At 68.6% G+C, this 25,110-nt stretch carries 21 protein-coding genes and 1 pseudogene; 10 read left to right on the top strand and 12 right to left on the bottom strand.

What is annotated here, in order from left to right; all coding sequences use genetic code 11:
- The first annotated feature begins 81 nt into the window (after window positions 1–81).
- Both ABZ004_RS25755 and ABZ004_RS25750 read left to right on the top strand, forming a co-directional pair.
- A complete protein-coding gene (locus tag ABZ004_RS25755; RefSeq protein WP_355683527.1) occupies window positions 82–1,257 on the top strand; it encodes an MFS transporter in 1,176 nt (391 codons plus the stop codon).
- A gap of 137 nt (window positions 1,258–1,394) precedes the next feature.
- On the top strand, window positions 1,395–2,291 hold the full coding sequence (locus ABZ004_RS25750) for a MerR family transcriptional regulator (protein WP_355683525.1): 897 nt from the start codon (window positions 1,395–1,397) through the stop codon (window positions 2,289–2,291).
- Here ABZ004_RS25750 and ABZ004_RS25745 read toward each other — a convergent pair.
- A complete protein-coding gene (locus tag ABZ004_RS25745) occupies window positions 2,274–2,897 on the bottom strand; it encodes a trimeric intracellular cation channel family protein (protein ID WP_355683523.1) in 624 nt (207 codons plus the stop codon). The two genes, ABZ004_RS25750 and ABZ004_RS25745, sit on opposite strands and share 18 nt — an antisense overlap.
- 59 nt (window positions 2,898–2,956) lie before the next feature.
- On the opposite strand from ABZ004_RS25745, the gene ABZ004_RS25740 reads away from it, so the two are divergent.
- The 5 genes and pseudogenes from ABZ004_RS25740 to ABZ004_RS25720 form a co-directional block, all read left to right on the top strand.
- Window positions 2,957–3,928, top strand: a complete 972-nt coding sequence (locus ABZ004_RS25740) for a phosphotransferase (protein WP_355683521.1) — start codon at window positions 2,957–2,959, stop codon at window positions 3,926–3,928.
- A gap of 17 nt (window positions 3,929–3,945) precedes the next feature.
- Window positions 3,946–4,773 carry a formate dehydrogenase accessory sulfurtransferase FdhD gene (gene fdhD / locus ABZ004_RS25735; protein ID WP_355683519.1) on the top strand — a complete coding sequence of 276 codons (828 nt, stop codon included), beginning with the start codon at window positions 3,946–3,948 and terminating at the stop codon, window positions 4,771–4,773.
- An 81-nt stretch (window positions 4,774–4,854) separates the two neighbouring features.
- Window positions 4,855–5,454, top strand: coding sequence for a sigma-70 family RNA polymerase sigma factor (locus tag ABZ004_RS25730; protein WP_355683517.1), 600 nt, complete (start codon window positions 4,855–4,857; stop codon window positions 5,452–5,454).
- A gap of 5 nt (window positions 5,455–5,459) precedes the next feature.
- Entirely contained in the window at window positions 5,460–6,188 is a 729-nt protein-coding gene (locus ABZ004_RS25725; protein ID WP_355683515.1) for an anti-sigma factor, read from the top strand.
- A gap of 149 nt (window positions 6,189–6,337) precedes the next feature.
- A pseudogene (locus tag ABZ004_RS25720) lies at window positions 6,338–6,916 on the top strand (alpha/beta hydrolase); the annotation flags it as partial.
- On the opposite strand, the gene ABZ004_RS25715 reads toward ABZ004_RS25720, so the two are convergent.
- Both ABZ004_RS25715 and ABZ004_RS25710 read right to left on the bottom strand, forming a co-directional pair.
- Window positions 6,871–9,642, bottom strand: a complete 2,772-nt coding sequence (locus ABZ004_RS25715) for an AAA family ATPase (RefSeq protein WP_355683514.1) — start codon at window positions 9,640–9,642, stop codon at window positions 6,871–6,873. The pseudogene ABZ004_RS25720 and the gene ABZ004_RS25715 overlap by 46 nt on opposite strands.
- Window positions 9,639–10,784, bottom strand: a complete 1,146-nt coding sequence (locus tag ABZ004_RS25710) for a metallophosphoesterase (RefSeq protein WP_355683512.1) — start codon at window positions 10,782–10,784, stop codon at window positions 9,639–9,641. The genes ABZ004_RS25715 and ABZ004_RS25710 overlap by 4 nt, the downstream gene beginning before the upstream one ends.
- A gap of 90 nt (window positions 10,785–10,874) precedes the next feature.
- Between ABZ004_RS25710 and ABZ004_RS25705 the strand changes: the two genes are divergently transcribed.
- Entirely contained in the window at window positions 10,875–11,372 is a 498-nt protein-coding gene (locus tag ABZ004_RS25705; RefSeq protein ID WP_355683510.1) for an HAD family acid phosphatase, read from the top strand.
- A gap of 1 nt (window position 11,373) precedes the next feature.
- Here the strand turns inward: ABZ004_RS25705 and ABZ004_RS25700 are convergent, their stop codons facing one another.
- The 9 genes from ABZ004_RS25700 to hrpB all read right to left on the bottom strand — a co-directional run bounded on the left by ABZ004_RS25700 (window position 11,374) and on the right by hrpB (window position 21,890).
- Entirely contained in the window at window positions 11,374–13,047 is a 1,674-nt protein-coding gene (locus ABZ004_RS25700) for an ABC transporter substrate-binding protein (protein ID WP_355683508.1), read from the bottom strand.
- Window positions 13,048–13,056: 9 nt separating this feature from the next.
- A complete protein-coding gene (locus ABZ004_RS25695; protein ID WP_355683506.1) occupies window positions 13,057–14,076 on the bottom strand; it encodes an ABC transporter ATP-binding protein in 1,020 nt (339 codons plus the stop codon).
- Window positions 14,073–15,209 (bottom strand): ABC transporter ATP-binding protein, encoded by a 1,137-nt coding sequence (locus ABZ004_RS25690; protein WP_355683504.1) that lies wholly within the window; start codon window positions 15,207–15,209, stop codon window positions 14,073–14,075. Before ABZ004_RS25690 ends, ABZ004_RS25695 begins: the two co-directional genes overlap by 4 nt.
- Window positions 15,202–16,200 carry an ABC transporter permease gene (locus ABZ004_RS25685; RefSeq protein ID WP_355683502.1) on the bottom strand — a complete coding sequence of 333 codons (999 nt, stop codon included), beginning with the start codon at window positions 16,198–16,200 and terminating at the stop codon, window positions 15,202–15,204. Before ABZ004_RS25685 ends, ABZ004_RS25690 begins: the two co-directional genes overlap by 8 nt.
- Complete coding sequence (locus ABZ004_RS25680) at window positions 16,200–17,129, bottom strand: ABC transporter permease (protein WP_355683500.1); 930 nt, start codon at window positions 17,127–17,129, stop codon at window positions 16,200–16,202. Before ABZ004_RS25680 ends, ABZ004_RS25685 begins: the two co-directional genes overlap by 1 nt.
- 178 nt (window positions 17,130–17,307) lie before the next feature.
- On the bottom strand, window positions 17,308–18,006 hold the full coding sequence (locus ABZ004_RS25675; RefSeq protein WP_355683498.1) for a hypothetical protein: 699 nt from the start codon (window positions 18,004–18,006) through the stop codon (window positions 17,308–17,310).
- 66 nt (window positions 18,007–18,072) lie between these two features.
- Complete coding sequence (locus tag ABZ004_RS25670) at window positions 18,073–18,765, bottom strand: hypothetical protein (RefSeq protein WP_355683497.1); 693 nt, start codon at window positions 18,763–18,765, stop codon at window positions 18,073–18,075.
- Window positions 18,762–19,271, bottom strand: coding sequence for a sigma-70 family RNA polymerase sigma factor (locus tag ABZ004_RS25665; RefSeq protein ID WP_355683495.1), 510 nt, complete (start codon window positions 19,269–19,271; stop codon window positions 18,762–18,764). Before ABZ004_RS25665 ends, ABZ004_RS25670 begins: the two co-directional genes overlap by 4 nt.
- 93 nt (window positions 19,272–19,364) lie before the next feature.
- Window positions 19,365–21,890, bottom strand: a complete 2,526-nt coding sequence (gene hrpB / locus ABZ004_RS25660; protein ID WP_355683493.1) for an ATP-dependent helicase HrpB — start codon at window positions 21,888–21,890, stop codon at window positions 19,365–19,367.
- Window positions 21,891–22,062: 172 nt separating this feature from the next.
- On the opposite strand from hrpB, the gene ABZ004_RS25655 reads away from it, so the two are divergent.
- Complete coding sequence (locus ABZ004_RS25655) at window positions 22,063–23,580, top strand: TldD/PmbA family protein (RefSeq protein WP_355683492.1); 1,518 nt, start codon at window positions 22,063–22,065, stop codon at window positions 23,578–23,580.
- Complete coding sequence (locus ABZ004_RS25650; RefSeq protein WP_355683491.1) at window positions 23,577–24,986, top strand: metallopeptidase TldD-related protein; 1,410 nt, start codon at window positions 23,577–23,579, stop codon at window positions 24,984–24,986. The genes ABZ004_RS25655 and ABZ004_RS25650 overlap by 4 nt, the downstream gene beginning before the upstream one ends.
- Window positions 24,987–25,110 lie beyond the last annotated feature (124 nt).

Genomic DNA, 25,110 nt, shown 5'->3' with positions numbered 1-25,110 from the left:
AGAGGGAATTGGTGGGCGCGACCCGGGGGCGGCGGGCTAGGGTGTGGTCGATCTCCCATGCTGAAGCCCTACGTTCACCTCATGCGCCGGCCCGGCGCCCGTGCCTTCTTCACCGCCGGGATCCTCGGCCGGATGCCGATCTCGATGGTCGGCCTCGGCATCGTGATCCTGATCTCGCGAGAGAGCGGTTCCTACGGCCTGGCCGGCGCCGTCTCCGGCGTCGCGGTGATCGCGGGAGCGCTCACCGGACCGTTCCAGGGCCGCCTGGTGGATCGCTTCGGCCAGCGGTCGCTGACCCTGATCGGCAGCGTGCTCTGCACGGCCGCTCTGATCGGGCTGCTGGTCGCGGTCCGGATGGACGCACCGTCCTGGACGCTCCACCTGCTCGCCTTCGTTGCCGGCGGCACCCGTCCGCAGGTCGGCTCGTTCGCCCGCGCCCGCTGGACGTACCTGCTCGGCCGGGGACGCGCTCTCCAGACCGCCTTCGCACTCGAAGCCGTGGGCGACGAGGTCGTCTTCATCGTCGGCCCGGTCCTGGTCACCCTGCTCGCCACCGAGGTCAGCCCGTACGCCGGGCTCGGCGCGGCCGGTGCGCTCGGCCTCGCCGGTGGCATCTGGTTCGCCCTGCTCCGCGCCTCGGATCCGCCCGGACGCGGGAAGTCGGACGGCACCGAGAAGGCGCCACTCCCCTGGCTTTCGCTGATGCTCCTCAGCCTGATCGGCCTCGGTCTCGGCGCGACGCTCGGCAGCGCTGAGGTGACCACTGTGGCGTTCACCGCGTCGAAGGGTCAGCCGTCCATGTCGGGCGTCGTACTGGCCGTGTGGGCCTTCGGAAGCCTGCTGGCGGGGCTCTGGTACGGCTCGGTGCACTGGCGCGCGCCGGTGGAACGACGGCTGCTGATCGGAACGATCCTGCTCGCGGTCGCACTGGCCCCGCTACCGTGGGTCGGCACCGTCTGGCTACTCGGCGTCGTCCTGTTCTGCGCCGGCCTGACAATCGCCCCGACGATGGTCGCCCTCACGGCCTGCGTCGAGGAATGGGTCCCGCCCGAACGCCTCACCGAGGCCATCACCTGGACCGTCACCGGCATCCTCCTCGGAGTTGCCCCCGGCAACGCCGTCGCCGGCCACGCAGTCGACGCCGTCGGTGCCTCCGACGCCTACTGGGTCCCAGTAGTCGTCGGCATCACCTCAGCCCTGGTAGCCGCCGTAGCCGTAACCTTCGCCCGCCCCCGAACCCGCTTCGCCCACAATTGACCCACCCGCTGACGCGATTTTCGCTCGCTGACAGGATTAAAGCCCGTCAGCGGGCGAAATAACGGTGTTCGACCGGCGACGGACACGCCTCGCACAGACTTGAGTCTCCTCCGGAGGGAGACAGCAGGGTGGTCGTCATGGACGAGCTCTACTCGATCGGTGAACTGGCCCGGCGTACCGGACTGACGGTCAAGGCGATCCGGTTCTACTCCGACCGTGGTCTCGTTCCGCCCACCAACCGCACCGCGGCCGGCTACCGCTTGTACGACGTGACGGCCGTCGCCCGGCTCGACCTGATCCGCACCCTGCGCGAACTGGACCTCGACCTGGCGACGATCCGGAAGGTGCTGGACCACGAGGAAACGCTCTCCGACGTAGCCGCCGCGCACGCCGAAGCCCTCGCCGTCCAGATCCGCACCCTCCGCCTCCGCCGCGCCGTCCTCACCACGGTGGCCGACCGCAACTCCACCCCGGAGGACCTCACCGCCATGCACCGCCTCACCCAACTCACCACCGCCCAACGGCACACCCTCGTCACCGACTTCCTCGACGCAGTCTTCGACGACAACGAAGGATTCGACGCCGCTCGCACTTCGCTCACTCCGGAGTTGCCCGATCACCCGGAGCCCGAGCAGGTGGAGGCGTGGATCGAATTGGCCGAGCTGACCCAGGACGAGGACTTCCGCGCCGTCGTACGCCGGATGGCCGACGACTTCCGAACCGTTGCCCTCCGCCCCGGTATCGTCGCCACCATCCGCGACGAACTCCGCCCAGCGCTCGCCGCCGGCATCACCCCGGACTCCCCCGAAGCCGGCCCGTTCGTCGCCACCATCACCACCCGGTACGCCGAAGCGGCCGGCCAACCCGACAGCCCGGCGCTGCGCCGTCGCCTCACCGCCGTCCTCGAGACAGCGAACGACCCGCGCTGGGCCCGCTACCTCCACCTCCTCGCGATCACCAACGGATGGGAACCCCAACCGCCGCTGACCCCGACGTACGACTGGACGATCCAGGCCCTACTGCAGGCGGGGTAGCGGGGCGTTCCAGCCTCGGCGGATGGCGATCAGGCGGATGACGAAGCAGACGACGGCGCCGGCGAAGGCGACCCAGGTCGCCCGGTAGCCGGCGGCGTCGGCAACGACCACGATCCCGGCGCCGAGGAAGGCCGGGGTGGCATAGATCTCGCTGCGGAGTACGACCGGGACGCGTCCGGACAGCAGGTCGCGAATCACGCCGCCGCCGATTCCGGAGATCGTGCCGAGCAACGCGGCCGACAACGGCGAGAGACCGTAGTCGAGCGCCTTGCGAGCACCCGTCACGCAGAACAGCGCGAGACCGGCAGCGTCGAAGACATTCACCAACCGCTCGACCCGCCCGATCCCCGGATGCAGGAAGAACGTGATCAGCCCGGCACTCACCGGAACCACCAGATACCGCCAATCGGCCAGCGCCGCCGGCGGCACCGCCTTCCCACCGATCAGCACGTCGCGGATGAACCCACCGCCGAGCCCGGTCACCAGCGCGAGCACCTGGATCCCGAACACGTCGAGGTTCTTCCGTACGCCGACCAGCGCACCGGTGATCCCGAAGACGAAGATCCCGACCAGGTCCAGCACATCCAGCGCCACGGAGCCATCCACTCCCGCACCGTACCGAAAACAATGAGCCCGGAACCGCAAGCACCCCTTAAGGTCACGCCATGAGCGGACCACCGGACGTCGACTACCGAACCACCTCGGCAAGACCTGCCTGGAGCGCTCTCCCCGAAGGCCTCCGGCAATCCATCTCCGTTGCCCTAGGCACCGAATTCGTCACGGTCGGCCCCTCCGTCAGCTCCGGCTTCACCGGCGGCTTCGCAGCACCCGCCCAGCTGCCCGACGGCCGCCTCGTCTTCATCAAGGCAGCCCCTGAAGGCTCACACACCCACGACGCCTACCAACGCGAAGCCCACATAGTCCCCCAACTCCCACCCACCATCAGAGTCCCCCGCATCCTCACCACCACCGATACAGCCCAATGGTTTGCTGTGGTGAGTGAGGGAATTGCCGGGCGGATGCCTGGGATGCCGTGGACACAGGCCGACTTCGATCTGGTCACCGACAACTGCTTGACCAGCGCGGATGCGCTCTCTCCGAGTCCTCTCAGTGATCTCAAGCCGTACGTGGACGACTTCGGCGAGCACGGACCCAGCCAGCTACCGAACGACATCAGAACCGGCGCCAAGCCACTCCCCGAGGGTCTCCAGTCCTGGCTTCCGAAACGCCTCGAAGAGATCCAGTACCTGGTCGACCTCACGCCCGAGGCGCTCGCCGGAACTGCCGCAGTACATGGCGATCTGCGTCCCGACAATCTCTTGATAGACAAAAGCAATCAATGCTGGACCGTCGACTGGAACTGGCTCACCCTCGGCGCCCCGTGGATCGACTGGGTCGGCCTGCTCCCGCTCGCCCAGCACCATGGGATCGACACGCTCGAAGCAATCAAAATCAACCCGCTGACAATAGACGTTCCCAATGACTACATCGACTCTTTGATAGCCGCGCTCGTGGCTTACGTGCTGGAAGTCGTCGACAGACCGCCGCCACCCGGTTGCACGCCGGAGATCCAGCGCCATCGGCGGTTGCTCGGCTGGTGTTGTCTCGAGTGGTTGGCGCTGCGCCGCGGCTGGTGAAGGCTTAAGTTGGAGGCATGAGCAAAGGGCCGACTACCAGGTTCAAGGTCGAGGTGCTGGACGGCGACCGGACATCCCGGCGCGAGGATGTGGTGGTCACCGAGGAACCGCTCGAGCTCCGGCTCGAATGGCCCGGCCGCCCGCCCGAGCCGCTCGTCGTCACCATGCGTACGCCGGGGTCCGACTTCGAACTCGCAGCGGGGTTCTGTCTCGGCGAAGGATTCGCAGTACGCCCCGACGCGATCAGCACCGTTGCCTACTGCACCGATGTGAAGCTCACCCGGGACCAGCAGTTCAACACCGTCACGGTCACCTTCGACGGTCCGCCGGATCGCGAGCCTCCGCAGCGGTACGGCGTGACCTCGGCCGCATGCGGTGTCTGCGGCCAGCAGAGCCTCGACGAATTGGCGGAGCGCGACTACGACCCAGTGGATCCCGTGGAAGCTCAGCTGGACGTAGTACGGAAGCTGCCTGATCTCCTGCGGGAAGCACAGCCCACGTTCGGGCGCACTGGGGGACTACACGCGGCCGGTCTGTTCACGACGGGAGGCGAGCGCATCGTCGTACGGGAGGACGTCGGGCGGCACAACGCGGTCGACAAGGTCGTCGGCTGGACGGTGCTCAACCAGCGCAGCCGGAAGGGGCTCGTGCTGGCGGTGAGCGGCCGGGCCGGGTACGAAATCATCCAGAAGGCGGTCGCGGCCGGGCTCGGCATGATCGTCGCCGTCGGAGCGCCGTCGAGCCTTGCGGTCGACCTGGCCCGCCGCTTCGACATCACCCTGGTCGGCTGGACGCGTGGTGAGCGCTGCGTGATCTACAGCGCCCCCGAACGCGTCCTGCGCTGAATCCGGCTGCATGACCGATCCGGATGGCGTCCCGCTCCGAACAGCATCCGACCCGTAGTACTGACGTAGAGGATGCCACCTGTGAGCGAGGAATCGACGGCCCTTCCATGGCCGGTGATCGTCGACACCGCCGGCGGCACGCCCGCCGACCTGATGGCGCGGGTGGCGCGGGGTGATGCGGCGGCGTTCGCGCAGCTGTACGACCTGATGGCGCCCCGCGTGTACGGGCTGATCCGGCGCGTGCTGCGCAACCCGGCGCAGTCCGAGGAGGTGACCCAGGAGGTGATGGTGGAGATCTGGCGGACCGCCACCCGGTACGACGCCGACCGCGGTTCGCTGACCTCGTGGATCCTCACGGTCGCCCATCGCCGGGCGATCGACCGGGTTCGCTCCGAACAGTCCGCCAGCGACCGGGAGCAGGCGGTGGCAGCGGCGTCCTCGATCACGGAGTACGACGAAGTGGCCGAGAAGGTCACCTCGAACCTGGAGGTGGAACAGGTCCGGCACTGTCTCGGCTCGCTGACCGAACTGCAACGCGAGTCGGTGACGCTGGCCTACTACGGCGGGTACTCGTACCGGGAAGTGGCCGAGCTCCTCGACGCGAAGCTCGCAACGATCAAAGCGCGGATGCGCGACGGCCTGATCCGGCTGCGCGACTGCCTGGGTGTGACGGGGAGGTGAGGGCCTTGACGACTCCGGATGTGCATGCGTTGACCGGACCCTATGTTCTGAATGCACTGCCCGAGGACGAGCGGATCGGGTTCGAGGAACACCTCGCCGACTGCCCGTCGTGCAGCGCCGAGGTCTCCGAACTCCGCGAAGCAGCCAACAAACTCGGTACGGCGGTCGCCGCGCCGCCACCACCTGCGCTCAAGGCGCGCGTACTGGCCGAGATCGCGACCACCCGGCAACTGCATCCCCTGGTGAAGCAGGAGATCCCCTCACCAACGCCGGCGCGGCCCAAGAGCTTCAACCGTCGCTCCTTCTTCAGCCTCGCAGCCGCCGCCGTACTCGTAGCCGGGGCGGGCGGAGTCGCGATCGACCAGTACCGCGACAACTCCCACACCCGCCAGGAGAACCAGCAACTCGCCGCCCTCCTGGCCGAGCCGGACGCCCAGACCGTCCGAGGCAACCTCACAACCGGCGGTCAAGCCACCGTCGTGATGTCCGCGGCGAAGGACACCGCCATCGTCCTCCTCCGCGACCTCCCCAAACTCCCCGACGACAAGACCTACCAACTCTGGCTAGAGGACAAGTCCACCAAGATGCACTCGGTGGGCCTCACCACCACCGATGGCCCGCACCACATCCAAGGCGGCGTCACCGGCAAAATCGCCTTCGGCCTCACCATCGAAACCAAACCCGGCGCCACCACCCCCACCCTCACCACCGCCAGCCTCATCCCGATGGTCTGACCGTACCCAGACGACCAAGAAGGTGCTCACCTCCTGCTCAAGGGGTTCGCCTCCTGCTATAGCAGGGGGCGAACCCTCCAACGAGGAGCGAACCCCGAAAGCGATGAGGGGCTACCACCTGATCGCGGTCGACCTGCCAGGGACACGGCCGCTCGCCGACAGCCCCGGTGGCCACCGTCGACCTCTTCGCCGAATCTGTCGTGGAGACCGTCGGTACCGGTCCCGCACTCGCCATCGGCCACTCCCTCGGCGCCATGGTGCTCGCCACAGCTCTCCCCGTACTGCGACCAGCTGCAGTCGTCTACGTCGACGTACCGTTCTCGTCCGGCCCACCGGCAGCAGGCGATCACCTGCCCAAGTTCACCGCCGCCAAAGCCCGCCGAACCCTCGAACAGCTCCGTTATCGCAAGCCGGACTGGTCAGAGGAAGACCGCCGCGCAGAAGCCGAAGCCGCCCGGCAGTTCGACCCAGCGACGGCCGCCGCTCTGGAGACTGCCGAGCGCCCGCTGGCAGGTCCGCCAAGCACCAGCACGCCTTCGCTCCTGATCCGGGCCGACCCCAGCGACTACGTCTCAGCCGATCGCGCAACTGAACTCGAGCAGCTGGGCTTCCAGGTCGTCTCCATCCCCGGCGCCGGCCACACCGTCTGGTACACGCGGTTGACCGAGTTTCTTGCTGCTCTTCAGGACTCGAGTCTGATGAAGGTGGCTCGGGGGACGTATTCGTAGCGTTCGGGCATGCAGGTGAGGATGATGACCTGGCCGTGGTCGCCGGCGCGGCCGAGGAGGGCGCCCATGTCGCGGAGGCGGCCCTTGTCGGACCAGCCGAGGGCGTCGTCGAAGATGACCGGGACGGAGCTGTCGCCGGTGCTGACCAGGTGGCTGATGGCGAGCCGGGTGATGATTGCGAGCTGTTCTTGCGCACCCGTGGACAGCGCCTCGACGCGGAGGCGGTTGCCGTCCAGCTCGCGTTCGGCGACAGCGAGGTCGTCGTCCAGCCAGACCTTGAACGACGGCCCGTAGACGCTCCGCCCGAGCGACTCGATCCGCGTCTGCAACGGCTCCGAGTACTTCGTCTGCGCCTCCGCCCGATGCCGCCCGAGCGTCTCGTACACCCGCCGCGCCGCATCCGCCCGCCGCTTCAGCGCCTCGTGCTCACCCCGGATCGCGGCCAACTCCAACTCGGCCATCTCCCGCCGGGTCCCCAGCCCGTCCCGCCCCGACTGCTCCAACCGACCCTCGGTCGTCCGCAGCGAGTCCCGCAGTACGTCGCGTTCGCCCTGCAGCCGCGTCGCCACCGCCAGCGCATCCGCGAGCAACCCAGCAGCCTCGTCAGCCCCAACCTCGTCAGCCTGAGTCTGTACTGCGGTGAGCTCGTCCAGCACCGCCTCGACCTCGGCCGTCGCCTTCTCTTCCTCACCATCGACGTCGGCATCGGCGAGCACAGCCCGCGCCGCCTCCAACGCCTCGACTGCAGCAGCCAGCCGCTCCCCCGCGAGCTCAGAGCGCGCCCGCGCCTGCTGCGCCTCGGACCGGTCCTCCTCGGCCGCCTTCCGAGCCTGCGCCGCCGCGAACTCCGCATCCGACAGCAACCGCTCGGCAACCGCCAACTCGGCCCGCGCATTTTCCAACGCACGCTCGGCCGCGCCCAGCTCGCCACCTTCCACCGCCGGTACGACGAGGTCCTCGAACTCGAAAGTCCCTTCCTCCTCCTCGAACTGCGCGAACAGCGACATCTGCCCGGGCACGTCCTCGACCGGAGCAGCGCGCTTCCCGGCCGGCTTCGCCTCTTCCTCGTCTTCGGTCGACCCGACCCCCAGACGCGCGCACAGCAAGGTGATCCGCTCACTCGGATCGCCGTTCGCAGTCAACGACCGCTCGGTCCGCCGAGCCTCCTGCAACTCCGCCGACACCGCATCGACCTTGCGCAGCAGCTCCCGCGCGGCCGGCAGATCCTTCACCCGCCCGCGCTTCAGCAGATCCTTCTCGACCCGGACGGCCTCATCGAGTCGCGCTCGCAAGGTCGCCGCCTCGCCACCCGCCTGGACCTTGACCTCGATCTGCCCCGGTACGTCGATCACCAGCTCGCCCGAGACCAGGACCTGGATCTCGTCCTCGAGCTCCGCCGGCACCTTCGCCCCAGCCGCATCGAGCCCGGTCCCCGACAACCGAACAGCCTCGGCACCAACTCGCCGTACCGACACTTCCGGTACGCCGGCCGCAAGCGCCGCGCGTGCTTCGACCACCCTCGCTCGCGCGTCCTCCAACGCCGCCACCAGGGCCTCGTCGACCTTCACGCCGTCGAGCACCAACCCGGCCGAAGCGATCCGGGCCCGTACGTCGACCAGCTCGGCCTGCTGCACCAGCAACCGATCAAGCTCGGCCCGGTCGGTCAGCTTCGCAACGAGCCGCTCGGCGACCTGAAGCTCACCACGTCGCTCGTCCCGGAGCTCGATGACCTCGGCCAACGCAGCCTCGGCGGCATGCACAGTCTCGGCGGCCTTCTTCGCCACCGTCTCGGCATCCCTGCGCCGCTCGGCGAGCTCCGCGTCTTTCTGGGTGAGCCGCGTGACCTCATCGAGCAACCGCTCCCGCTCAACCCGGGTCCGGGTGTGGTTCTCCAACCGCGCCCGTGCGGTCTCGGCCCGCGCCCGGACCGAGTCCCGTCGCAGCAGGATCTCGTCGGTCGCCTGCTTGCGTTCGCGCAGCTCCTCGACCGACTTCAGGTGGTCGCCGAGCCGGCTGCTCAACTCGTCCAGGTCCAGCGCGAGCCGCTCGGCCCGGCGGATGTCGGCGACCACTTCGTCCATCGCCTTCAACGCCTGGGCCGCCGTCAGTTCGGCCGCCTCGACGGCCTTGGCCGACTTCGCGAAATCTCCGGTCGGACGGCCACCGCGGGTCCAGTAGCGGAGGTATTCGTGCTCGACAGCGAGCACGAGCGGCATCGACGCGCCGTCGACCGGCGTACCGGATTCTGCTGTCACCGCAGTGATCAGCGGCTCGGCATCGGCAGGCGTCGGCAACACCAGCGACTGCCCTTGGCTCACCATCAACGTCTGCCAGAGCACGGGATCGACGTGTTCGTTGAACAGCCGCTCCGCCTCGTTGTGGGCTTCCCGGCCGGTCCACGACTGCCGTCGGCCGTCGGGCTCGAGGATGGTCAGCTCGGTGGCCCGGTTCTTCAGCCAGCGCTTCGTATAAGTCAGCTCGCCGGTCCCCAGCGTCAACTGGACCGTAACCTCCGGCGCGACATCCTGGCCGACCGGCTGGATGTCGAGGATCCGCTTCGACTTCGAGTCGTCCGGATAGGCGAAGACGAGGTCGAAAGCCTCGACCAGACTGGACTTGCCGACCTCGTTGTCGCCGACCACGACGGTGGTGCCGATCGCGGGCAGCTCGACGGTACGGTCTTTGACGCCGCGGAAGTTCCGCAGCGTCAGGCTGTGCAGCCTCATCCCGCGTCCCGCGCCAATCTGTGCATCAGCGTGAGCGCCGCACCGGCTCCTTCGTCCCCGCCGGCCAGCGCCTGGCGCAACTCCTCCATCGCGGCCCGGGCGGGACCGCTCAACTGCAACGCGTCGAGGTCGGCCGCGTCCGGAGCCGGCCGGACAGTCCAGAACTTGGCCCACCGCTCGACGCTCGCGAACACCTCGCCCTGCGCGTCGACCATCGCGTCCAGCCGGCTCAACAGCGGCAACGGCAGCGAGCCGTCGGCCGCGAGCCGCACATAGGTCCGCTCCTTGTCCGGCAACTCGGCGAAGAAGTCCTCCAGCTTCTGGATCGACTCCTCGCCGTCCAGCTCGGCGTGATGCTCGACCATGTGCCAGGCGCCGACGCGATGCGGCACCACCTCGATCGACTCCTTACCTCGCGAAGTCCTGCTCAGCGTCACCGCGAGAACGTTGCCAGGATGTGTCTCCTCGGGAGCAGTGACCTCCTGCGTCCCCGAGAACCAGATCCGCTCGGTCACCTCGGTGGTCGAGTGCCGGTCCCCCAGCCCCACATAGTGCAACCGCCCGTCGGCAACAGCAGCCTCAAGCCCGGCTTGATCAATGGTCGGTACGTCGGACATCCCGCCGCTCAAGCTGGTCAGCTGCCCATGCGCCAACAGGATCCGCCGTACGCCGGAAGCAGCCGGCGCCAACTCGGCGTACCCAGGAGCCGCCGGATCCGCGAGCGGCCGCCGCGACTTCCACGGCGCTCCGACGATCTCGACTCCCGGCACGATCTCCAGCGGTTCGGTGTCGGTCACCACGACGACATGCGACGGCGCGTGCCCGACCCACTGGGCCGACGTCCACAGCGAGCCCGGCTCGAGCGCGTCGTGGTTGCCCGGCAGCAGCACCACCGGCACCTCGATCCGCTTCAGCGCTTCACAAGCTCGCAAGATCGTCTGCCGCTCGACCTGGTTGTGTTCGAACACGTCCCCGGTCACCACCACGAAGGCCGCTCCGGTGGCTTTCGCGACGTCCCCGATCCGCATCACGGCATCCAGCCGCGCCTGAGCCCACCGGGCCTGGCCGTCCGGCCCCAGGAACCGGCGCATCATCCCCAGCTGCCAGTCCGAACTGTGCAGAAACGTGATCGAGTCTTCCATCGCGCGAGAACGCTAACCCGCGCCGCCACCAACTCCCAACCGAACACTCCGAGGCGGCATCGGCCGTCCGGATGCGGGACACTGTCCGACGTGCCTGAAGACATTCGACCGTACGCCGTACTCGATATCGATGCGACGTTGTCGGACACCAGCAAGCGGATCGGGTTTCTGGCCAAGCGGCCCAAGGACTGGGACTCGTTCTTCCGGGCGGCCAAGGACGACGCCGTGCTCGACGAGGGGCTCGCGGTCGCGACGACGCTGGCGGACGGGCACGAGATCGTCTATCTGACCGGGCGGCCCGAGTGGCTGCGGCGGGATACGGTGAAGTGGCTCGAGGCCAACGGTTTCCCCGCCGGCAAGCTGTTGATGCGCGGGAACAACGATCGTCGGCCGTCTGCGGTGATGAAGCTCGCGCGTCTCAGGACGCTCAGGCAGGAGCGGCCGGTCGCCGTACTGGTCGATGACGATGTGAAGGTCTGCGACGCCGCCGAGAAGGCGGGTTACACAGTGATGAGGGCCGACTGGGGACTCGATGCCGAGACCCAGCCGACCCTCTTCGAAGCCCAGGAAACCGAGGGCAGGACCTGAGCTACTTGCTCAGGCCGACGATCAGCGTGTTCGGGTACGGCGGGTACGGCGGCAGGTAGAAGTTCTGCACCTTCGACCCGTGCAGGAACGCGTTGCGCGCGTAGAGCAGCGGCACCAACGGAGCGTCCTGCATGATCTGCTGGTCGATCGCGCCCCAAGCCGCGGCGGCCTTGGTCCGGTCGGGTTCCGCGGTCGCGGCGTTGATCGCGGCGTCCACTGCCGGGTTGGAGTAGCGGGACATGTTGTACCCACCGTTGCCGATCTCCGACGACGCGAACAACGGCTGGATGTTGCCGAGCGCGCTCGGGTAGTCCGGCAGCCAGCTCGACACCGTCAGGTCGTAGTCACCCTTGGCGCCGGTCTGTACCTCGGTCAGCTCGTCCGAGCCGAGCGGCCTGATGGTGACCGTGATCCCGGCCTTCTTCAGGCCCTGCTGGATCGCCTGCGCGACGCTCACGCCGGTCCCCGAGTCGTCGGCGGCGAGGACCAGGTTGAGGTTGCTCACACCGGCCGCTGCCAGCATCTGCTTCGCCTTCTCGGGGTCACCGTTCGGCGGAGCCTGGTACAGGTCGTACTTCTGGTAGCCGTCGATCCCGGGCGTGATCAGCGTGGTGGCGATCTCGCCGCCGAACTCCGGACCACCCTCGGCGACCTGGACGGCCTGCTTGTCGACGGCGTACTCGATCGCCTTGCGGACGGCCGGGTTGTTCAGTCCCGGGCGCCTGTTGTTGATCGCCAGGTACTCCAGCGCGCCGGACGGCGAGGTGGCGACGCGCGCCTTCACGGCCGGGTTGCCGGTCACCGTCGGGATCAGCGCGGCCGGCACCGACGTACCGGTGGTTGCCGCGAACTTGTCGTCACCGGAGTCCGCGATCAGCCGCTGGTTGATCACATCGGCCTGCAGGCCCATGTCGTAGACGACCGCGTCGGGCAGACCGGTCCGGGCCGGGTCGCTCGCCTTGTCCCAGGACGGGTTGCGCTCCAGCTCGAGCTTCGAGCCCGGCGAGTACGACTTGACCTGGTAGGGACCGCTGGCGGCCGGCTTCTCGCCGTAGTGGGCCGGATCCGTGTCGGCCTTCTTCGGCACCGGCGCGAAGGCCGGCATGCTGACGATCCACGGCCAGTCGCCGAACGCCTTGTTCAGCTTGAAGACAACGGTGGTGTCGTCGGGGGTCTCGATCGAGGCGAGCTCGCCGCCCTTGTACGGGCCGGTGTACTTCTCGGCGCCGGCGAGCAGCGACTTGTGGTAGTTGAGACCACCGGACAGCTCGGGCGCGAAGGAGCGCTCCACGCCGTACTTGATGTCAGCGGCAACGATCGGCGAGCCGTCGGCGTACTTGAGGCCCGGCTTCAGCTTAAACGTCCAGGTCTTGCCGCCGTCGCTGGTCTGACCGGTGTCGGTGGCCAGGTCGGGGACGATCTCGGGGGTCTTGTCCGGACTGGTCTTCCACGACGTCAGGCCGCGCAGCACCAAGTGGATCGCACTGATCCCCAGGCTCTGGCTCTTGGCCGGGTCGAGGCTCAGCTCCTTGCTGGTGGTGAGGATGTGGAACGTGCCGCCCGGCTCGGCGGCGGCTGTGCTGCCGCCTCCGGCCGTCTTGTCGTTGGCGTTGCAGGCGGTGACCGCCAACGCCAGTGCGGCCGCGACTGCGAACGCGCGGGTAGTGCGTCTCATGGTGTCCTCTCAGACGTGGGGGGGGCTCGAGAGAGATTCAGGGCTGCGCTGGTTTTCAGGGAAGTAACACGCGACCCGGTGAGCACCACCTGCCACCGGTTCGAGCGTTGGCCGGACGGTCGCGCAGACGTCCTGGACCTTGTAGCAACGGGTGCGGAAGGGGCACCCGGAGGGCGGGTCGATGGGAGTGGGCACGTCACCGGTCAGCACGATCCGATCCCGTTCCGCACCTGGTTCAGGAACCGGTACTGCGGACAGCAGCGCGCGCGTGTACGGATGGGCCGGCGAGGCGTACACCTCTTCCGCCGGGCCCTCCTCCACGATCGTGCCCAGGTACATCACCGCGAGCCGGTCCGCGACCTGGCGAACCACCGCGAGGTCGTGCGCGACCAGCACGTACGACAGGCCGAGCTCGTCGCGCAGGTCGGCCAGCAGGTTCAGCACCTGCGCCTGGACCGAGGCATCGAGCGCGGAGACCGGCTCGTCGCAGATCAGCAAGCCGGGCTTGACTGCCAACGCGCGAGCGATCCCGATCCGCTGCCGCTGCCCGCCGGAGAACTCGTGCGGATAGCGCTCCAGGTGCTCCTCGGACAGGCCGACCTGATGCAGCAGCTCGATCAGCTGGGCCCGGCTCGGTTTGATCCCCTGGGCGCGGAACGGAGTAGACAGGATCGTGCCGACCGACTGCCGCGGATTCAGCGAGGCCTGCGGATCCTGGAACACCATCTGGATCTTCCGGCGGACCGGGCGGAGCCGGCGGCCGCGGAGCCTGGTGACGTCCTGGCCTGAGATGCTGACCTTGCCCTCGGTGGGATCGAGCAGCCGGGTCGCCAGCCGGGCGAGGGTGGATTTGCCCGAGCCCGATTCACCGACCAGGCCGACGGTTTCGCCCCGGCGTACGACGAGATCGATCCCGTCGACAGCCTTCACCGCCCCGGCCTGCCGGAACGGCACTCCCCGCAGCCCGAAGTACTTCTTCACCCCATCCAGCCGAAGCAACTCTTCGGTGCCCTGCTCGACAGTGCTCACAGTGCACCCTCCTCGGCGCTCCGCTCGATCGGTGCGCCTTCCGTGGCAGCGTTCGCGCTCCGCTCGATCGGTGCGCCTTCCGTGGCGGCGTTCTCCTGGACGCCCGTCCGGGCGACCTCCTGCGCGATCTCCGGACGGCGGCCCAGGTGGCAGGCGGCTTCGTGGTCGCCCTCGCCGGGGCGTGGGGTCAGCACCGGCCGCTCGGCGATGCAGCGCTCGCCGACGCGTTCGGTGTAAGCGCAGCGCGGCTGGAACGGGCAGCCGGTCTCGATCGAACCGGGCGACGGCGGACTGCCCGGGATCGTGGTCAGCCGGTGCTTGGGTGCGATGTCGATGCGCGGCATCGCACCGAGCAGGCCGAGGCTGTAGGGATGCGCGGCACGATAGAAAATATCGCGGACCGTGCCCTGTTCGGCCGCGCGCCCGGCGTACATGACCAGTACGTCGTCCGCCACCTCCGCGACCACCCCGAGGTCGTGCGAGATCAGCACGAGCGCCGTCCCGAACTCGGTCTGGACGTCCTCCAGCAACCGCAGGATCTGGGCTTGCACGGTCACGTCCAGGGCCGTCGTCGGCTCGTCGGCGATCAGCACCTTCGGGTCGTTCACCAGCGCCATCGCGATCACCACCCGCTGCCGCATCCCGCCGGAGAACTCGTGCGGGAAGGCGCGGGCTCGTTGAGAGGCGGAAGGAATGCCGACCAGGTCGAGCATCCGGATCGCGCGTGCGTTCGCCTCCTTCTTGGAGACCTCGTGATGCAGCCGGTACGCCTCGGCGACCTGCCAGCCCACGCTGTAGTACGGATTGAGCGCGGAGAGCGCGTCCTGGAAGACCATCGCGACCTCGTTGCCGCGAACCTTCCGCAGCTCGTCGGGCGTCAGTTTGGTCAGCTCGCGGCCGCTCAGCAACACCTCGCCCTTGACGTCGGCATTGGACGGCAGCAGACCCATCACCGCCGCCGAGCTGACGCTCTTGCCCGAGCCGGACTCGCCGACGATCGCCAGTGTCTTGCCCGGCGCGACAGCGAAGTCGATGCCGTCCACCGCCGGCACCAGACCACCTTCGGTCCGGAAGGTGACGTGCAGGTCGTGCACCTCGAGAACAGGCGTCTCCTCTGATGGCTTCTCAGGCATGGCCAACCCTCGGGTCCAGTACTCCGTGCAGCACATCCACCACCAGATTCGCCAGAATCACCAGGAACGCCGAGAACAGCGTCACGCCGACCACCACCGCCACGTCCAGCTGCCCGACCGCACTGATCAGCAGCTCGCCGAGACCCTGCATGCTGAACACCTTCTCGGTCAGGATCGCCCCGCCGAGCAGGCCGCCGAGGTCGAGACCGAAGATCGTCACGATCGGCACCAGGACGCCGCGCAGCCCGTGCAGGAAGACCACCCGGCCCTCGCCCGCGCCCTTCGCGCGGGCGGTGGTGATGTGGTCGAGATTCATCTCCTCCAGCATCTGCGCCCGGGTCAGCCGGATGTACGCCGCGGCGTTCAGCGCGGCCAGCACGATCCACGGCAGCGCCAGGTGCCAGGCCCAGTCCACCGGACTCTCGGTGAACGGGACGTACCCGTTCACCGGCACCATGTTCAGCCAGAACCCGAAGACCAGGATCGCCAGCAGCCCGACCAGGAACGACGGCGACGCAACACCGACCAGCGCGAAGCCGACCGCGGCCCGGTCGAAGAGCCGCCCGCGGCGCAACGCGGCCCCGACGCCGAGCGTCACGCCGGCCACCAGCCACAGGATCGCGGCGCCGATCGCGATCGACGCGGTGATCGGCAGCCGGCTCAGGATCAGCGTGGTCACCGGACGGGCGAGCGGGAACGAGTACCCGAAGCACGGCGCGTTGCACTGCACCGCGGCGGACCCTTCCCCGAAGGTCCGGCCGGCCACGATCCCCTTGAGGAACTGCAGGTACTGCTGCATCGTGCTCTGGTCCAGCTGCATGAAATGCCGGGCCTGCTGGAGCCGGTCCGGCGTACAGGGCTTGCCGCAGCCGAGCCGAGCCGGATCGGCCGGCAGCGCGTAGAAGATCAGATAGACGGCCAGGCTCAACGCCAGCATCACCAGCACGGTCGCGAGCAACCGCCGGATCACGAACCACACCATGTCCGGCATTACTTGACCCTCCGCAGCCGTACGTCGAACGCGTCCCGAACACCGTCGCCGAGCAAGGTGAACCCGAGCACGGCGAGGAACAGCATCGCGCCCGGGAACGCCAGGAACCACGGATCCGCGCCGGTGTAGACCCAGACGATCGAGTCCGAGATCGACCGGCCCAGACTCGGTGTCGGCGGTGGTACTCCGACGCCGAGGAACGACAACCCGGCCTCGGTACCGATGATTCCCGGCACCGCCATCGTCGCGATCACCAGCACCGGACCGAGCAGGTTCGGCAGCAGCTCCCGGGTGACGATCGCCCAGCCGGTCGACCCCGACGACCTGGCGGCCTCGACGAACTCGCGCTGGACCAGCGACCTGGCCTGGTTACGGATCAGCCGCGCCAGCCCGGCCCAGCCGAAGACGCTGAGCACGATGATCAGCAGCAGCCAGCGCGGGAACCTGGCCGGCACGATGATGCCGAGGGCAATCATGAACAGCAGCGACGGGAACCCGAAGAGGAAGTCGAGCAGCCGGGACACGACCGCGTCGTACCAGCCGCCGAAGTACGCCGCGCTGATGCCGACCAGGGTGCCGACCACCGTCGTGACGACGGTGACCACGACGGCGATGAACAGCGAGGTCCGCAGGCCGAGCACCACCATCGAGAACAGGTCCCGCCCGGTCAGCGGCTCGATCCCGAACCAGTGCTCACCGCTCAGCCCGCCGACGGCACCGCGCGGGGCGTTGCCGCGGAGCGGATCGAGCAGGTTGATGTGGTACGTGTACGCGTCCTGCCCTTCCAGCTTCGCCAGCAACGGCGCCACGATCGCGATCAGGACCAGCACGACCACCAGCACGGCACCCAGCCGCGCACTGCGATCCCGGCGGACCCGGCGAAAAGCCTGCCGGGTCGGTGAGACGGCCGAAACGACCTCGGAACCCACACGCACTCCTGACAACGATGGACTGAACCCAGCCGAGAAACGGTAGGCCAGAGTCTCCCACCATCCAGGTCAGATCTTGAATCGTGAGAAAGTCCATCCATGTACTGGAGATTCTTGCGCACAGTGAGTGACGAGTCGCGCGCTGCTACGGAAATACCGTGAAACAAGGAGATTCAGGTCACTCGACGTCGGTCAGCTCCCACGGCCGCCGCCTCGGAACGTAACGCAGCGCAAGGTAGCTGGCCACCGCACCGAGCACGACCCCCGGGATGATCCACCGCCACCCGGAGAGCGCGGCCGGGCGCGTCTCGATGGTCTGCCCCGCGGGCGCCTGGGTGGCCGGGTCCTGCGCTGCCGAGGTCTCGGTCGCCGGTGCGGGCTCCGGGACCGCACTCGGCTGCGCCAGGTCTGGTGGGCCGACCGGGCCACCGGTGAACTCCCCGCCGACCAACTTGAGCGAACTGAGCAGCCTGGTCAGCGCGGCCGGATCTTTGCTGCGATGCCAGATCGGTTTCGCCGGCAGCGAAGCGAGGCCGTCGACGCTCTCGTACGTCGCGATCCATGGCCCGCCGGGCGCGTTGGGATAGATCAGGTCGAACCGCCAGATCGCCATGTCATGGATCAGCCAGAGCGCCCGGACGAACGGTCCCTCGGTGTGCGCGTCACGCTCTCCGGCCGGGTGTGAGTTCACATCGATGCCGGTCAGCTCCTGGAGGCGTATGTAGCGGGCATCTTCGTAGCCGAAGGCAACGACTTTGGGTGGAGCGCTGAGCAGCACGCTGGTCGGACCACCGGCCGAGGCCGGCAGTGCCGCTCCCGCGACGGTGATCAGGACGGCGAAGAGCAGGGCGAAGGTACGGCGGATCCAGCGCGGCATGGCAGTCTCCTCGGGCCGAGCGAACGGTGCACCCCTGATACACCGCCGCCCGGCCAAGGGTTCCGGCTACCGTCTCACCGAGAGAGCGATCTCTACTGCTCTTTCTCTCTCTTTGACGCCTTCGAGCCGGAACGTCCTGTCGTCCGGCACCCAGACGAGTGTCGGGCCCGCAACCCGAAGCGTCGTCTGCCGGCCGGCCCGGTCCACCATCTTCAACTCGTACGGCGTGCTGAACCAGAACCCGTTGACCGAGCTCACGGTGTCCAGCTGCCCGTAGTACTGCTTGAGATATCCCCAGTCGGGCTCGGACTGGAACTGCTCCAACCGCTCCCCTGCAGCCCAACTCATCGCCACGAACCCCTGCGATGCCTCTACTCTGTCCGGCGGCCCCAGCAGCTTCGGAAGGGTCGGCGTGAACCCAGCAATCCGCCCAGCTTCCTCCAGACTCAGGTGACCTTGCACAGGAGGCACGGTCGGTTCCGCACTAGGCGCCTGCCCGACGGGCTGCGCCTTGACGCCACCGATGTTGAGCCACTCGGCCACCGTGGCGCGCACTGGTGACACGACGACGGCCCCACCCACCAGGACCGCGAGGAGCGCCAGGAACGCCCGCCAGCGGCGCAGCAGCAGGGTCACTGGCGAACGGCGTACAGGCTGTCCTTCAACTGCTTCAAGCACTGCAGCGGCAAGCCCCGCGTCGACGGGAGGTGTCACTGCGGAACGCCCGAGCGCGCGGAGTTCGTCTTCCAAGGAACTCATCGCTGCACCTCCTTGTCGGGTAGTTGGGTCCGCAGTCGTCCCAGTGCTCGGTGCAGTCGCGACTTGACCGTGCCCCGCGCCCAGCCGAGCACTGTCGCCGTCTCCTGCTCGTCCAGCTCCAGCAGGTACCGACACGTCACGACTAGCCGATAGTTCTCCGGCAGCTCCCGTACGGCGGCCAGCAGTTCACGGCGTCGCTCACCAATCGCCGCCTCATCAGCCGGGTCAAGCACGCTCTCCGGTAGAGCGGCCAGCTCTTCCCGACGCGTCCGGCGACTCCGAGAGCGCTGCATGTTGCGGGTCTCGTTCGCCACGATCCGGAGCAGCCACGGTCTGAACGCGGCGTCCTCCCGGAACCCACCAAGCCCCCGGTACGCCTTGACGAACGACTCCTGCACCACGTCGTCCGCCTCGGACCCTGCGCCCAGGAACACAGCAGTTCTCTTGGCCACGGACGCATGCAGCATCACTAGCTCCGCGTACGCAGCAGTGTCTCCACTACGCACCCGAGCCAGAATCGCTACCTCATCCGCCTCGCTGATCCCGCCTCCTGTCTCTCCCCCTCACTACACCGCCAACAACCCCTAGGTTCCACTTCACTACCGGGGTTTCACTCGCTTCGTCGGTACGGTGGTCAGCGGGTCTTCCGGCCAGGGATGGCGTGGGTACCTAGCGCGTAGATCAGCCCGCACCTGCGGATAACCCTGCACCCAGAACGAAGCCAGATCGCTAGTGATCGCCACCGGACGTTGTGCAGGCGACAGCAGATGCAGCACGACCGGCACCCGCCCATCGGCGACCACCGGCGTCGCAGTCCACCCGAACACCTCCTGCAGCTTCACCGCGAGCACCGGAGGCTCAGCACCGTCGTACACAAGCCGCACCTGCGACCCCGACGGCACCGCCAACCGCTCGGGCGCCAGTTCCCCGAACCGCGTCGCAGCCGGCCACGGCAACAGCCGCCGCAACGCCGACACCACGTCGATCCTGCCCAGGTCCCCCGCCTTACGCACCGAAGCCAGTTCCGGCCCGAGCCACTCATCCAGCCCAGCCAGCAACGCCGCATCATCTACCGCCGGCCACGGCTCCCCCAGATGCGCATGACAGAACGCCAACCGCTCCCGCAACGACTCAGCAGCCTCCGACCACCGCAACACCGAAAGCCCACTCCGCCGCAACCCATCCCGTACTGCGGCCTGCACGCGAACCGGATCGGGCTTCGCCAGCGGCACATCGCTCAGCACGATCGCCCCCAACGACTCCACCCGCCGGGTCACCACCCGCCCGTCCTCCCACCGAATCAGCTCAGCCGTCGAGACCAGCTCACCGGCGACCTCCCGAGCAGTCGCCTCATCGATCGGTGCCGCCGCCCGGATCCGCGCATCAGCCCGCCCAGGGGCCCGATCCGCCACTGCAACCGCCAGCCACGGAGTCGTCCGCAACGGCGACGCCGCATCAAGCACCGCCCCAGTCCCACCAGCCATCTGATAGGTCGCCGAATCCACCCCCCGAGCCCGCGCAATCCGATCCGGATAAGCCAGCCCCACCACAACCCCCACCGCGATGTCATCCGTTACGCCGCTTCTCGCAACCGCTGAATCTCGACCGAGCCGTTTGACTTCGTCCCTCCATCCAGCGGTCGCCGTGCGATCTTGACCGCGTCGCAGGGCTCTCCAGCGGGCGGGGAGGTCGTCGCCGAAAGCGCGGCCGGCGTCGTCGGACAGCATCGCGACGATTTCTCGGGCGCGGTCGGCGCCTACCCACGGCGTACCGTCCAGCAGGGCGCGCGCCAATCGTGGGTGCGCCCCAACGGCCGCCATCCGCCGCCCCCGCGAGGTGATCCGCCCGTCGCGATCGACCGCCTCGAGCCGCTCCAGCAACTCCACCGCCGCCTCCATCGCCACACCAGGCGGCTCCGACAGCAACGCCAACCCCGACCCACCAGGCGCACCCCACGCCGCCAGATCCAGCGCGAACCCGGCCAGATCCGCCGTAGCGATCTCCGGCGCCGGATGATCGTCAAGATGCGCATGCTCGGTCGCCGACCAGCACCGATACACCCGCCCCGGCGCCTCGCGCCCAGCACGACCAGCCCGCTGATCAGCAGACGACTTCGAGACCCGGCAAGTCACCAACGCACCAAGCCCCCGCGACTGATCGGTCCGCGGCTCACGAGCAAGCCCCGAATCCACCACCACGCGCACCCCAGGAACAGTCAGCGAACTCTCGGCGACCGACGTCGTCACCACGATCCGCCGCGAAGCGCCCGGCGCCAGCGCACGATCCTGCTCGGCCCGCGACTGCCGCCCGAACAACGCCAGCACGTTCAGCCCCGCCAACCGCCGAGCCACCCCGTTGATCTCCGCCTCGCCCGGCACGAACACCAGAACGTCGCCCTCGTTTTCCTCGACCGCCCGCCGCACCACCGCCGCCACGTGATCAAGCAACCGCGGATCTACCCGCCCACCAGGCAACAACGGCACCGGCACCGGCGGCGGCGCCCACTCGACCGCCACGTCGAACAACGCCGCCGACGCAGTGATCACGGGAACCGGATCATCGGCCGGCCCCGGACGGTCACCCGGCGCGGTGGCTCCGGCCAGTGCCCTGGTCAAGGGCACCGTGTCCGGAGTCGCCGACGTCGCGACGAGCGCCAGGTCCTCCCGGAGATTCGCCCGCACATCCACGCAGAACGCCAACAGCAGATCCGCGTCGAGATGCCGCTCATGGCACTCGTCGATCACCACGGCCGCGACGCCTGGCAATTCAGGGTTCTGCTGCAACCGGCGTACGAGCAGGCCCGTCGTCACCACCTCGACCCGCAGCCCGCGGCCGCCGCTGCGTTCGCCACGCATCGCGTAACCGATCCGCTGCCCGAGCGGCTCACCGGCCAGCATCGCCAACCGGGACGCGGCGGCCCGGGTCGCCATCCGCCGCGGCTCGGCAACCAGGATCGTGCCGTCGAACGCGTCGGCGAGCGCCAGCGGAAGCAACGAGGTCTTGCCCGATCCGGGCGGCGCGACCAGCACCGCCGTACCCGCGGAACGCACCGCGTCGACCGTCGCGGGCAGGACGGCGCGGACAGGCAGGTCTGCCCCCGGCACGGACAACTCAGGCAGCAACACACCCCGACGCTAACCCGCAATGTCCCGACCGACAGGACATACCGCCTGAATCGGCCCGGCCCACCATCCAGCTGAGCCTGCGGCGCAGCCGGCCCACCGACTATTTCCTGTCGATCGGGACGGCCCGCCACCCCGCGCGCCGTAGTACCGGCCATGGCCTAGGGTCGGATCCGTGCCTGATGTCGATGCGTCCTTCCTTGCCCTTCCCCGACACGAGCTCGCCGACGCGGCCTTGCAACGCGCCAAGGACCTCGGCGCGACGTACGCCGAGTTCCGGCTGGAGCGGATCCGGTCCGAGTCGATCTCGTTGCGCGACAGCGTGCTCGAGAGCGCGTCCGACGACGAGGACCTCGGTCTCGCGGTCCGGGTGATCCACGACGGGACCTGGGGCTTCGCGGCCGGGGTCGCGCTGACCACCGACGAGGCGGTCCGGGTCGCCGAGCAGGCGGTCAACCTGGCGCAGGTCTCCCGGCCGATCAACACCGAGCCGATCGAGCTGGCCGACGAGCCGATCTACGACGACGTCCACTGGGTGTCGAGCTACCAGATCGACCCGTTCACGGTGCCGCGGGCGGAGAAGGTTGCCCTGCTCACCGACTACAGCAACCGGCTGCTGCAGGCCGACGGCGTCACGCACGTCTCGGTCTTCGTTGCATCGGTCAACGAGTGCAAGTTCTACGCGAACTCCGAGGGCACCTCGACCACCCAGCAACGGGTCCGGATCGGCCCGCAGTTGCAGGCGACCTCGGTCGATCCCGAGACCGGCCGCTTCGACTCGATGCGCACCCTCGCACCACCCGCCGGACGTGGTTGGGAGTACCTGACCGGCACCGGCTGGAACTGGGACGAGGAGCTCGCGCAGCTCCCCGGCTGGCTCGCGGAGAAGATGGCCGCGCCGAGCGTCGAGGCAGGCCGGTACGACGTGGTGGTGGATCCGTCGAACCTCTGGCTCACCATCCACGAGTCGATCGGCCACGCGACCGAGCTCGACCGAGCCCTCGGGTACGAGGCGAACTACGCCGGCACCAGCTTCGCCACGATCGACAAGCTGGGCAACCTGAAGTACGGATCGCCGGTCATGCAGGTCACCGGCGACCGGACCGCGGAGAACGGCCTGTCGACGGTCGGCTACGACGACGAGGGTGTCGCCGGCCAGCAGTGGGACCTGGTCAAGGACGGCACCCTGGTCGGCTATCAGCTGGACCGCCGGATGGCCGAGGTCAACAAGGAGGTCCTCGGCACCAACCGCTCGAACGGCTGCGCGTACGCCGATTCGGCCGGCCACGTGCCGATCCAGCGGATGGCCAACGTCTCCCTGCAACCCGCGCCGGACGGCCCCTCGACCGAGGAGCTGATCAGCCGGGTGCAGAACGGGATCTACATCGTCGGCGACAAGTCCTGGTCGATCGACATGCAGCGCTACAACTTCCAGTTCACCGGGCAGCGGTTCTACAAGATCACCGACGGCAAGCTCGACGGCCAGTTGCGCGACGTTGCCTACCAGGCCACCACGACCGAGTTCTGGGGCTCGATGGAAGCCGTCGGCGGCCCACAGACCTACGTCCTGGGTGGCGCCCTCAACTGCGGCAAGGCCCAGCCTCCGCAGAGTGGCGCGGTCAGCCACGGTTGTCCGTCCGCCCTGTTCCGCGATGTCCGCATCCTCAACACCACGCAGGAGGCCGGCCGGTGACGACCGCCATTCAGCTGACCCCGCAGGACACCATCGAGCGCGCGCTCGACCTCGCCGCGGCCGAAGGCGCCCAGGGCTGTGTCGTCCTGGTCGCCGAGACGTCCAGCGCGAACCTGCGCTGGGCCAACAACACCTTGACCACCAACGGCGCGATGCGCGGCTCCAGCGTGACCGTGATCGCCACCGTCGGCGCCGGTGAAGGAACCGCGGTCGGCATCGTCGGCCGCTCCTCGGCCACCGACGTCTCGCTGCGAGAGATCGTCGCGGCCGCGGTAGCCACCGCCCGCGAGTCCAGCCCCGCCGAGGATGCACGTCACCTCATCGACGGACCGGTCGCGCCGGGCTGGGACGAGGAGCCGGACGAGACCGACGTCAGCGTCTACGCGCACTTCGCGCCCGCGCTCGGCGAGGCGATGGCCCGGGCCGGCAAGGAGAGCCGCTGGCTCTACGGCTTCGCCGACCACGAGGTGGTCACCCTGTACGTCGGGTCGTCGACCGGCCTCCGGCTGCGCCAAGCCCTGCCCCGCGGCTACGTCACCGCGAACGGCAAGTCGCACGACTGGACCCAGTCGGCCTGGGTCGGTGCCGCGACGCACGACTTCAGCGATATCGACCCGCTCGCGATCGACACCGAACTCGCCCGTCGGCTCAGCTGGGCGACCCGGACCGTGTCGGTCGAAGCCGGCCGGCACCCGACCGTCATGCCACCCGCCGCGGTCGCCGACTTGATGACCCATATGTACAACAAGCTCGACGGCCGGGACGCGCACGAAGGCCGCAGCGTCTTCTCCAAGCCCTCCGGTGGCACGCGGATCGGCGAGACGCTGTCACCGCATCCGGTCCGCTTCTGGTCCGACCCGCAGCTGTCCGGTCTGGAGACATTGCCGTTCGCGATGGCCAGGGATTCGGCTGGTTGCGAAAGCGTGTTCGACAACGGCCTCGCGCTGTCCGCGACGGACTGGATCCGCGGCGGCAAGCTGGAGAACCTGATGCAGAGCCGCTTCACGGCCGACCTGACCGGCGCTCCCGCGGTCACCCCGCCGATCGCCAACTACGCGCTTTCGGTGGAGGGGGCAACGGGTTCCGTCGACGACATGGTCGCAGGTCTCGATCGCGGGCTGCTGCTGACCTGTCTGTGGTACATCCGGATCGTCGACCCGCAGACCCTGCTGCTCACCGGCCTGACCCGCGACGGCGTCTACCTGGTCGAGAACGGCGAGGTGACCGGTGCCGTCAACAACTTCCGCTTCAACGAGAGCCCGGTCGACATCCTGGCCCGCTTCACCGCGGCCGGCGCGACCGTCCCGGCACTGTCCCGCGAATGGGGCGACGACTTCTCCCGTACGGCGACGCCGCCACTGCTCGTCCCCGACTTCAACATGTCGAGCGTCAGCCAGGCGAACTGAAACGACGCGGTCCCGCGATCCCCTGCAGAACAAGGGGGTGGCGGGCCGGAGGAGCTGAGTGTTCTGTAATAACTGGTCGGTAAACCGCGCCCGCCCCCGGGCGCCCCCCCCGCCTCCCCGGTGG

Origin of the sequence: Kribbella sp. NPDC006257 (assembly GCF_040613535.1) — a bacterium.
Lineage (GTDB): Bacteria > Actinomycetota > Actinomycetes > Propionibacteriales > Kribbellaceae > Kribbella.
This window is presented reverse-complemented; position numbering and strand designations above follow the sequence as displayed.

What these genes read in the sequence shown, in the direction of transcription:
- ABZ004_RS25755 (WP_355683527.1), top strand. Translation starts at nt 82, where the DNA reads ATGCGCCGGCCCGGCGCCCGTGCCTTCTTCACCGCCGGGATCCTCGGC.
- ABZ004_RS25685 (WP_355683502.1), bottom strand. Translation starts at nt 16,200, where the DNA reads ATGCCGGACATGGTGTGGTTCGTGATCCGGCGGTTGCTCGCGACCGTG.
- ABZ004_RS25700 (WP_355683508.1), bottom strand. Translation starts at nt 13,047, where the DNA reads ATGAGACGCACTACCCGCGCGTTCGCAGTCGCGGCCGCACTGGCGTTG.
- ABZ004_RS25750 (WP_355683525.1), top strand. Translation starts at nt 1,395, where the DNA reads ATGGACGAGCTCTACTCGATCGGTGAACTGGCCCGGCGTACCGGACTG.
- ABZ004_RS25675 (WP_355683498.1), bottom strand. Translation starts at nt 18,006, where the DNA reads ATGCCGCGCTGGATCCGCCGTACCTTCGCCCTGCTCTTCGCCGTCCTG.
- fdhD (WP_355683519.1), top strand. Translation starts at nt 3,946, where the DNA reads ATGAGCAAAGGGCCGACTACCAGGTTCAAGGTCGAGGTGCTGGACGGC.
- ABZ004_RS25690 (WP_355683504.1), bottom strand. Translation starts at nt 15,209, where the DNA reads ATGCCTGAGAAGCCATCAGAGGAGACGCCTGTTCTCGAGGTGCACGAC.
- ABZ004_RS25715 (WP_355683514.1), bottom strand. Translation starts at nt 9,642, where the DNA reads ATGAGGCTGCACAGCCTGACGCTGCGGAACTTCCGCGGCGTCAAAGAC.
- ABZ004_RS25710 (WP_355683512.1), bottom strand. Translation starts at nt 10,784, where the DNA reads ATGGAAGACTCGATCACGTTTCTGCACAGTTCGGACTGGCAGCTGGGG.
- ABZ004_RS25670 (WP_355683497.1), bottom strand. Translation starts at nt 18,765, where the DNA reads ATGAGTTCCTTGGAAGACGAACTCCGCGCGCTCGGGCGTTCCGCAGTG.
- ABZ004_RS25740 (WP_355683521.1), top strand. Translation starts at nt 2,957, where the DNA reads ATGAGCGGACCACCGGACGTCGACTACCGAACCACCTCGGCAAGACCT.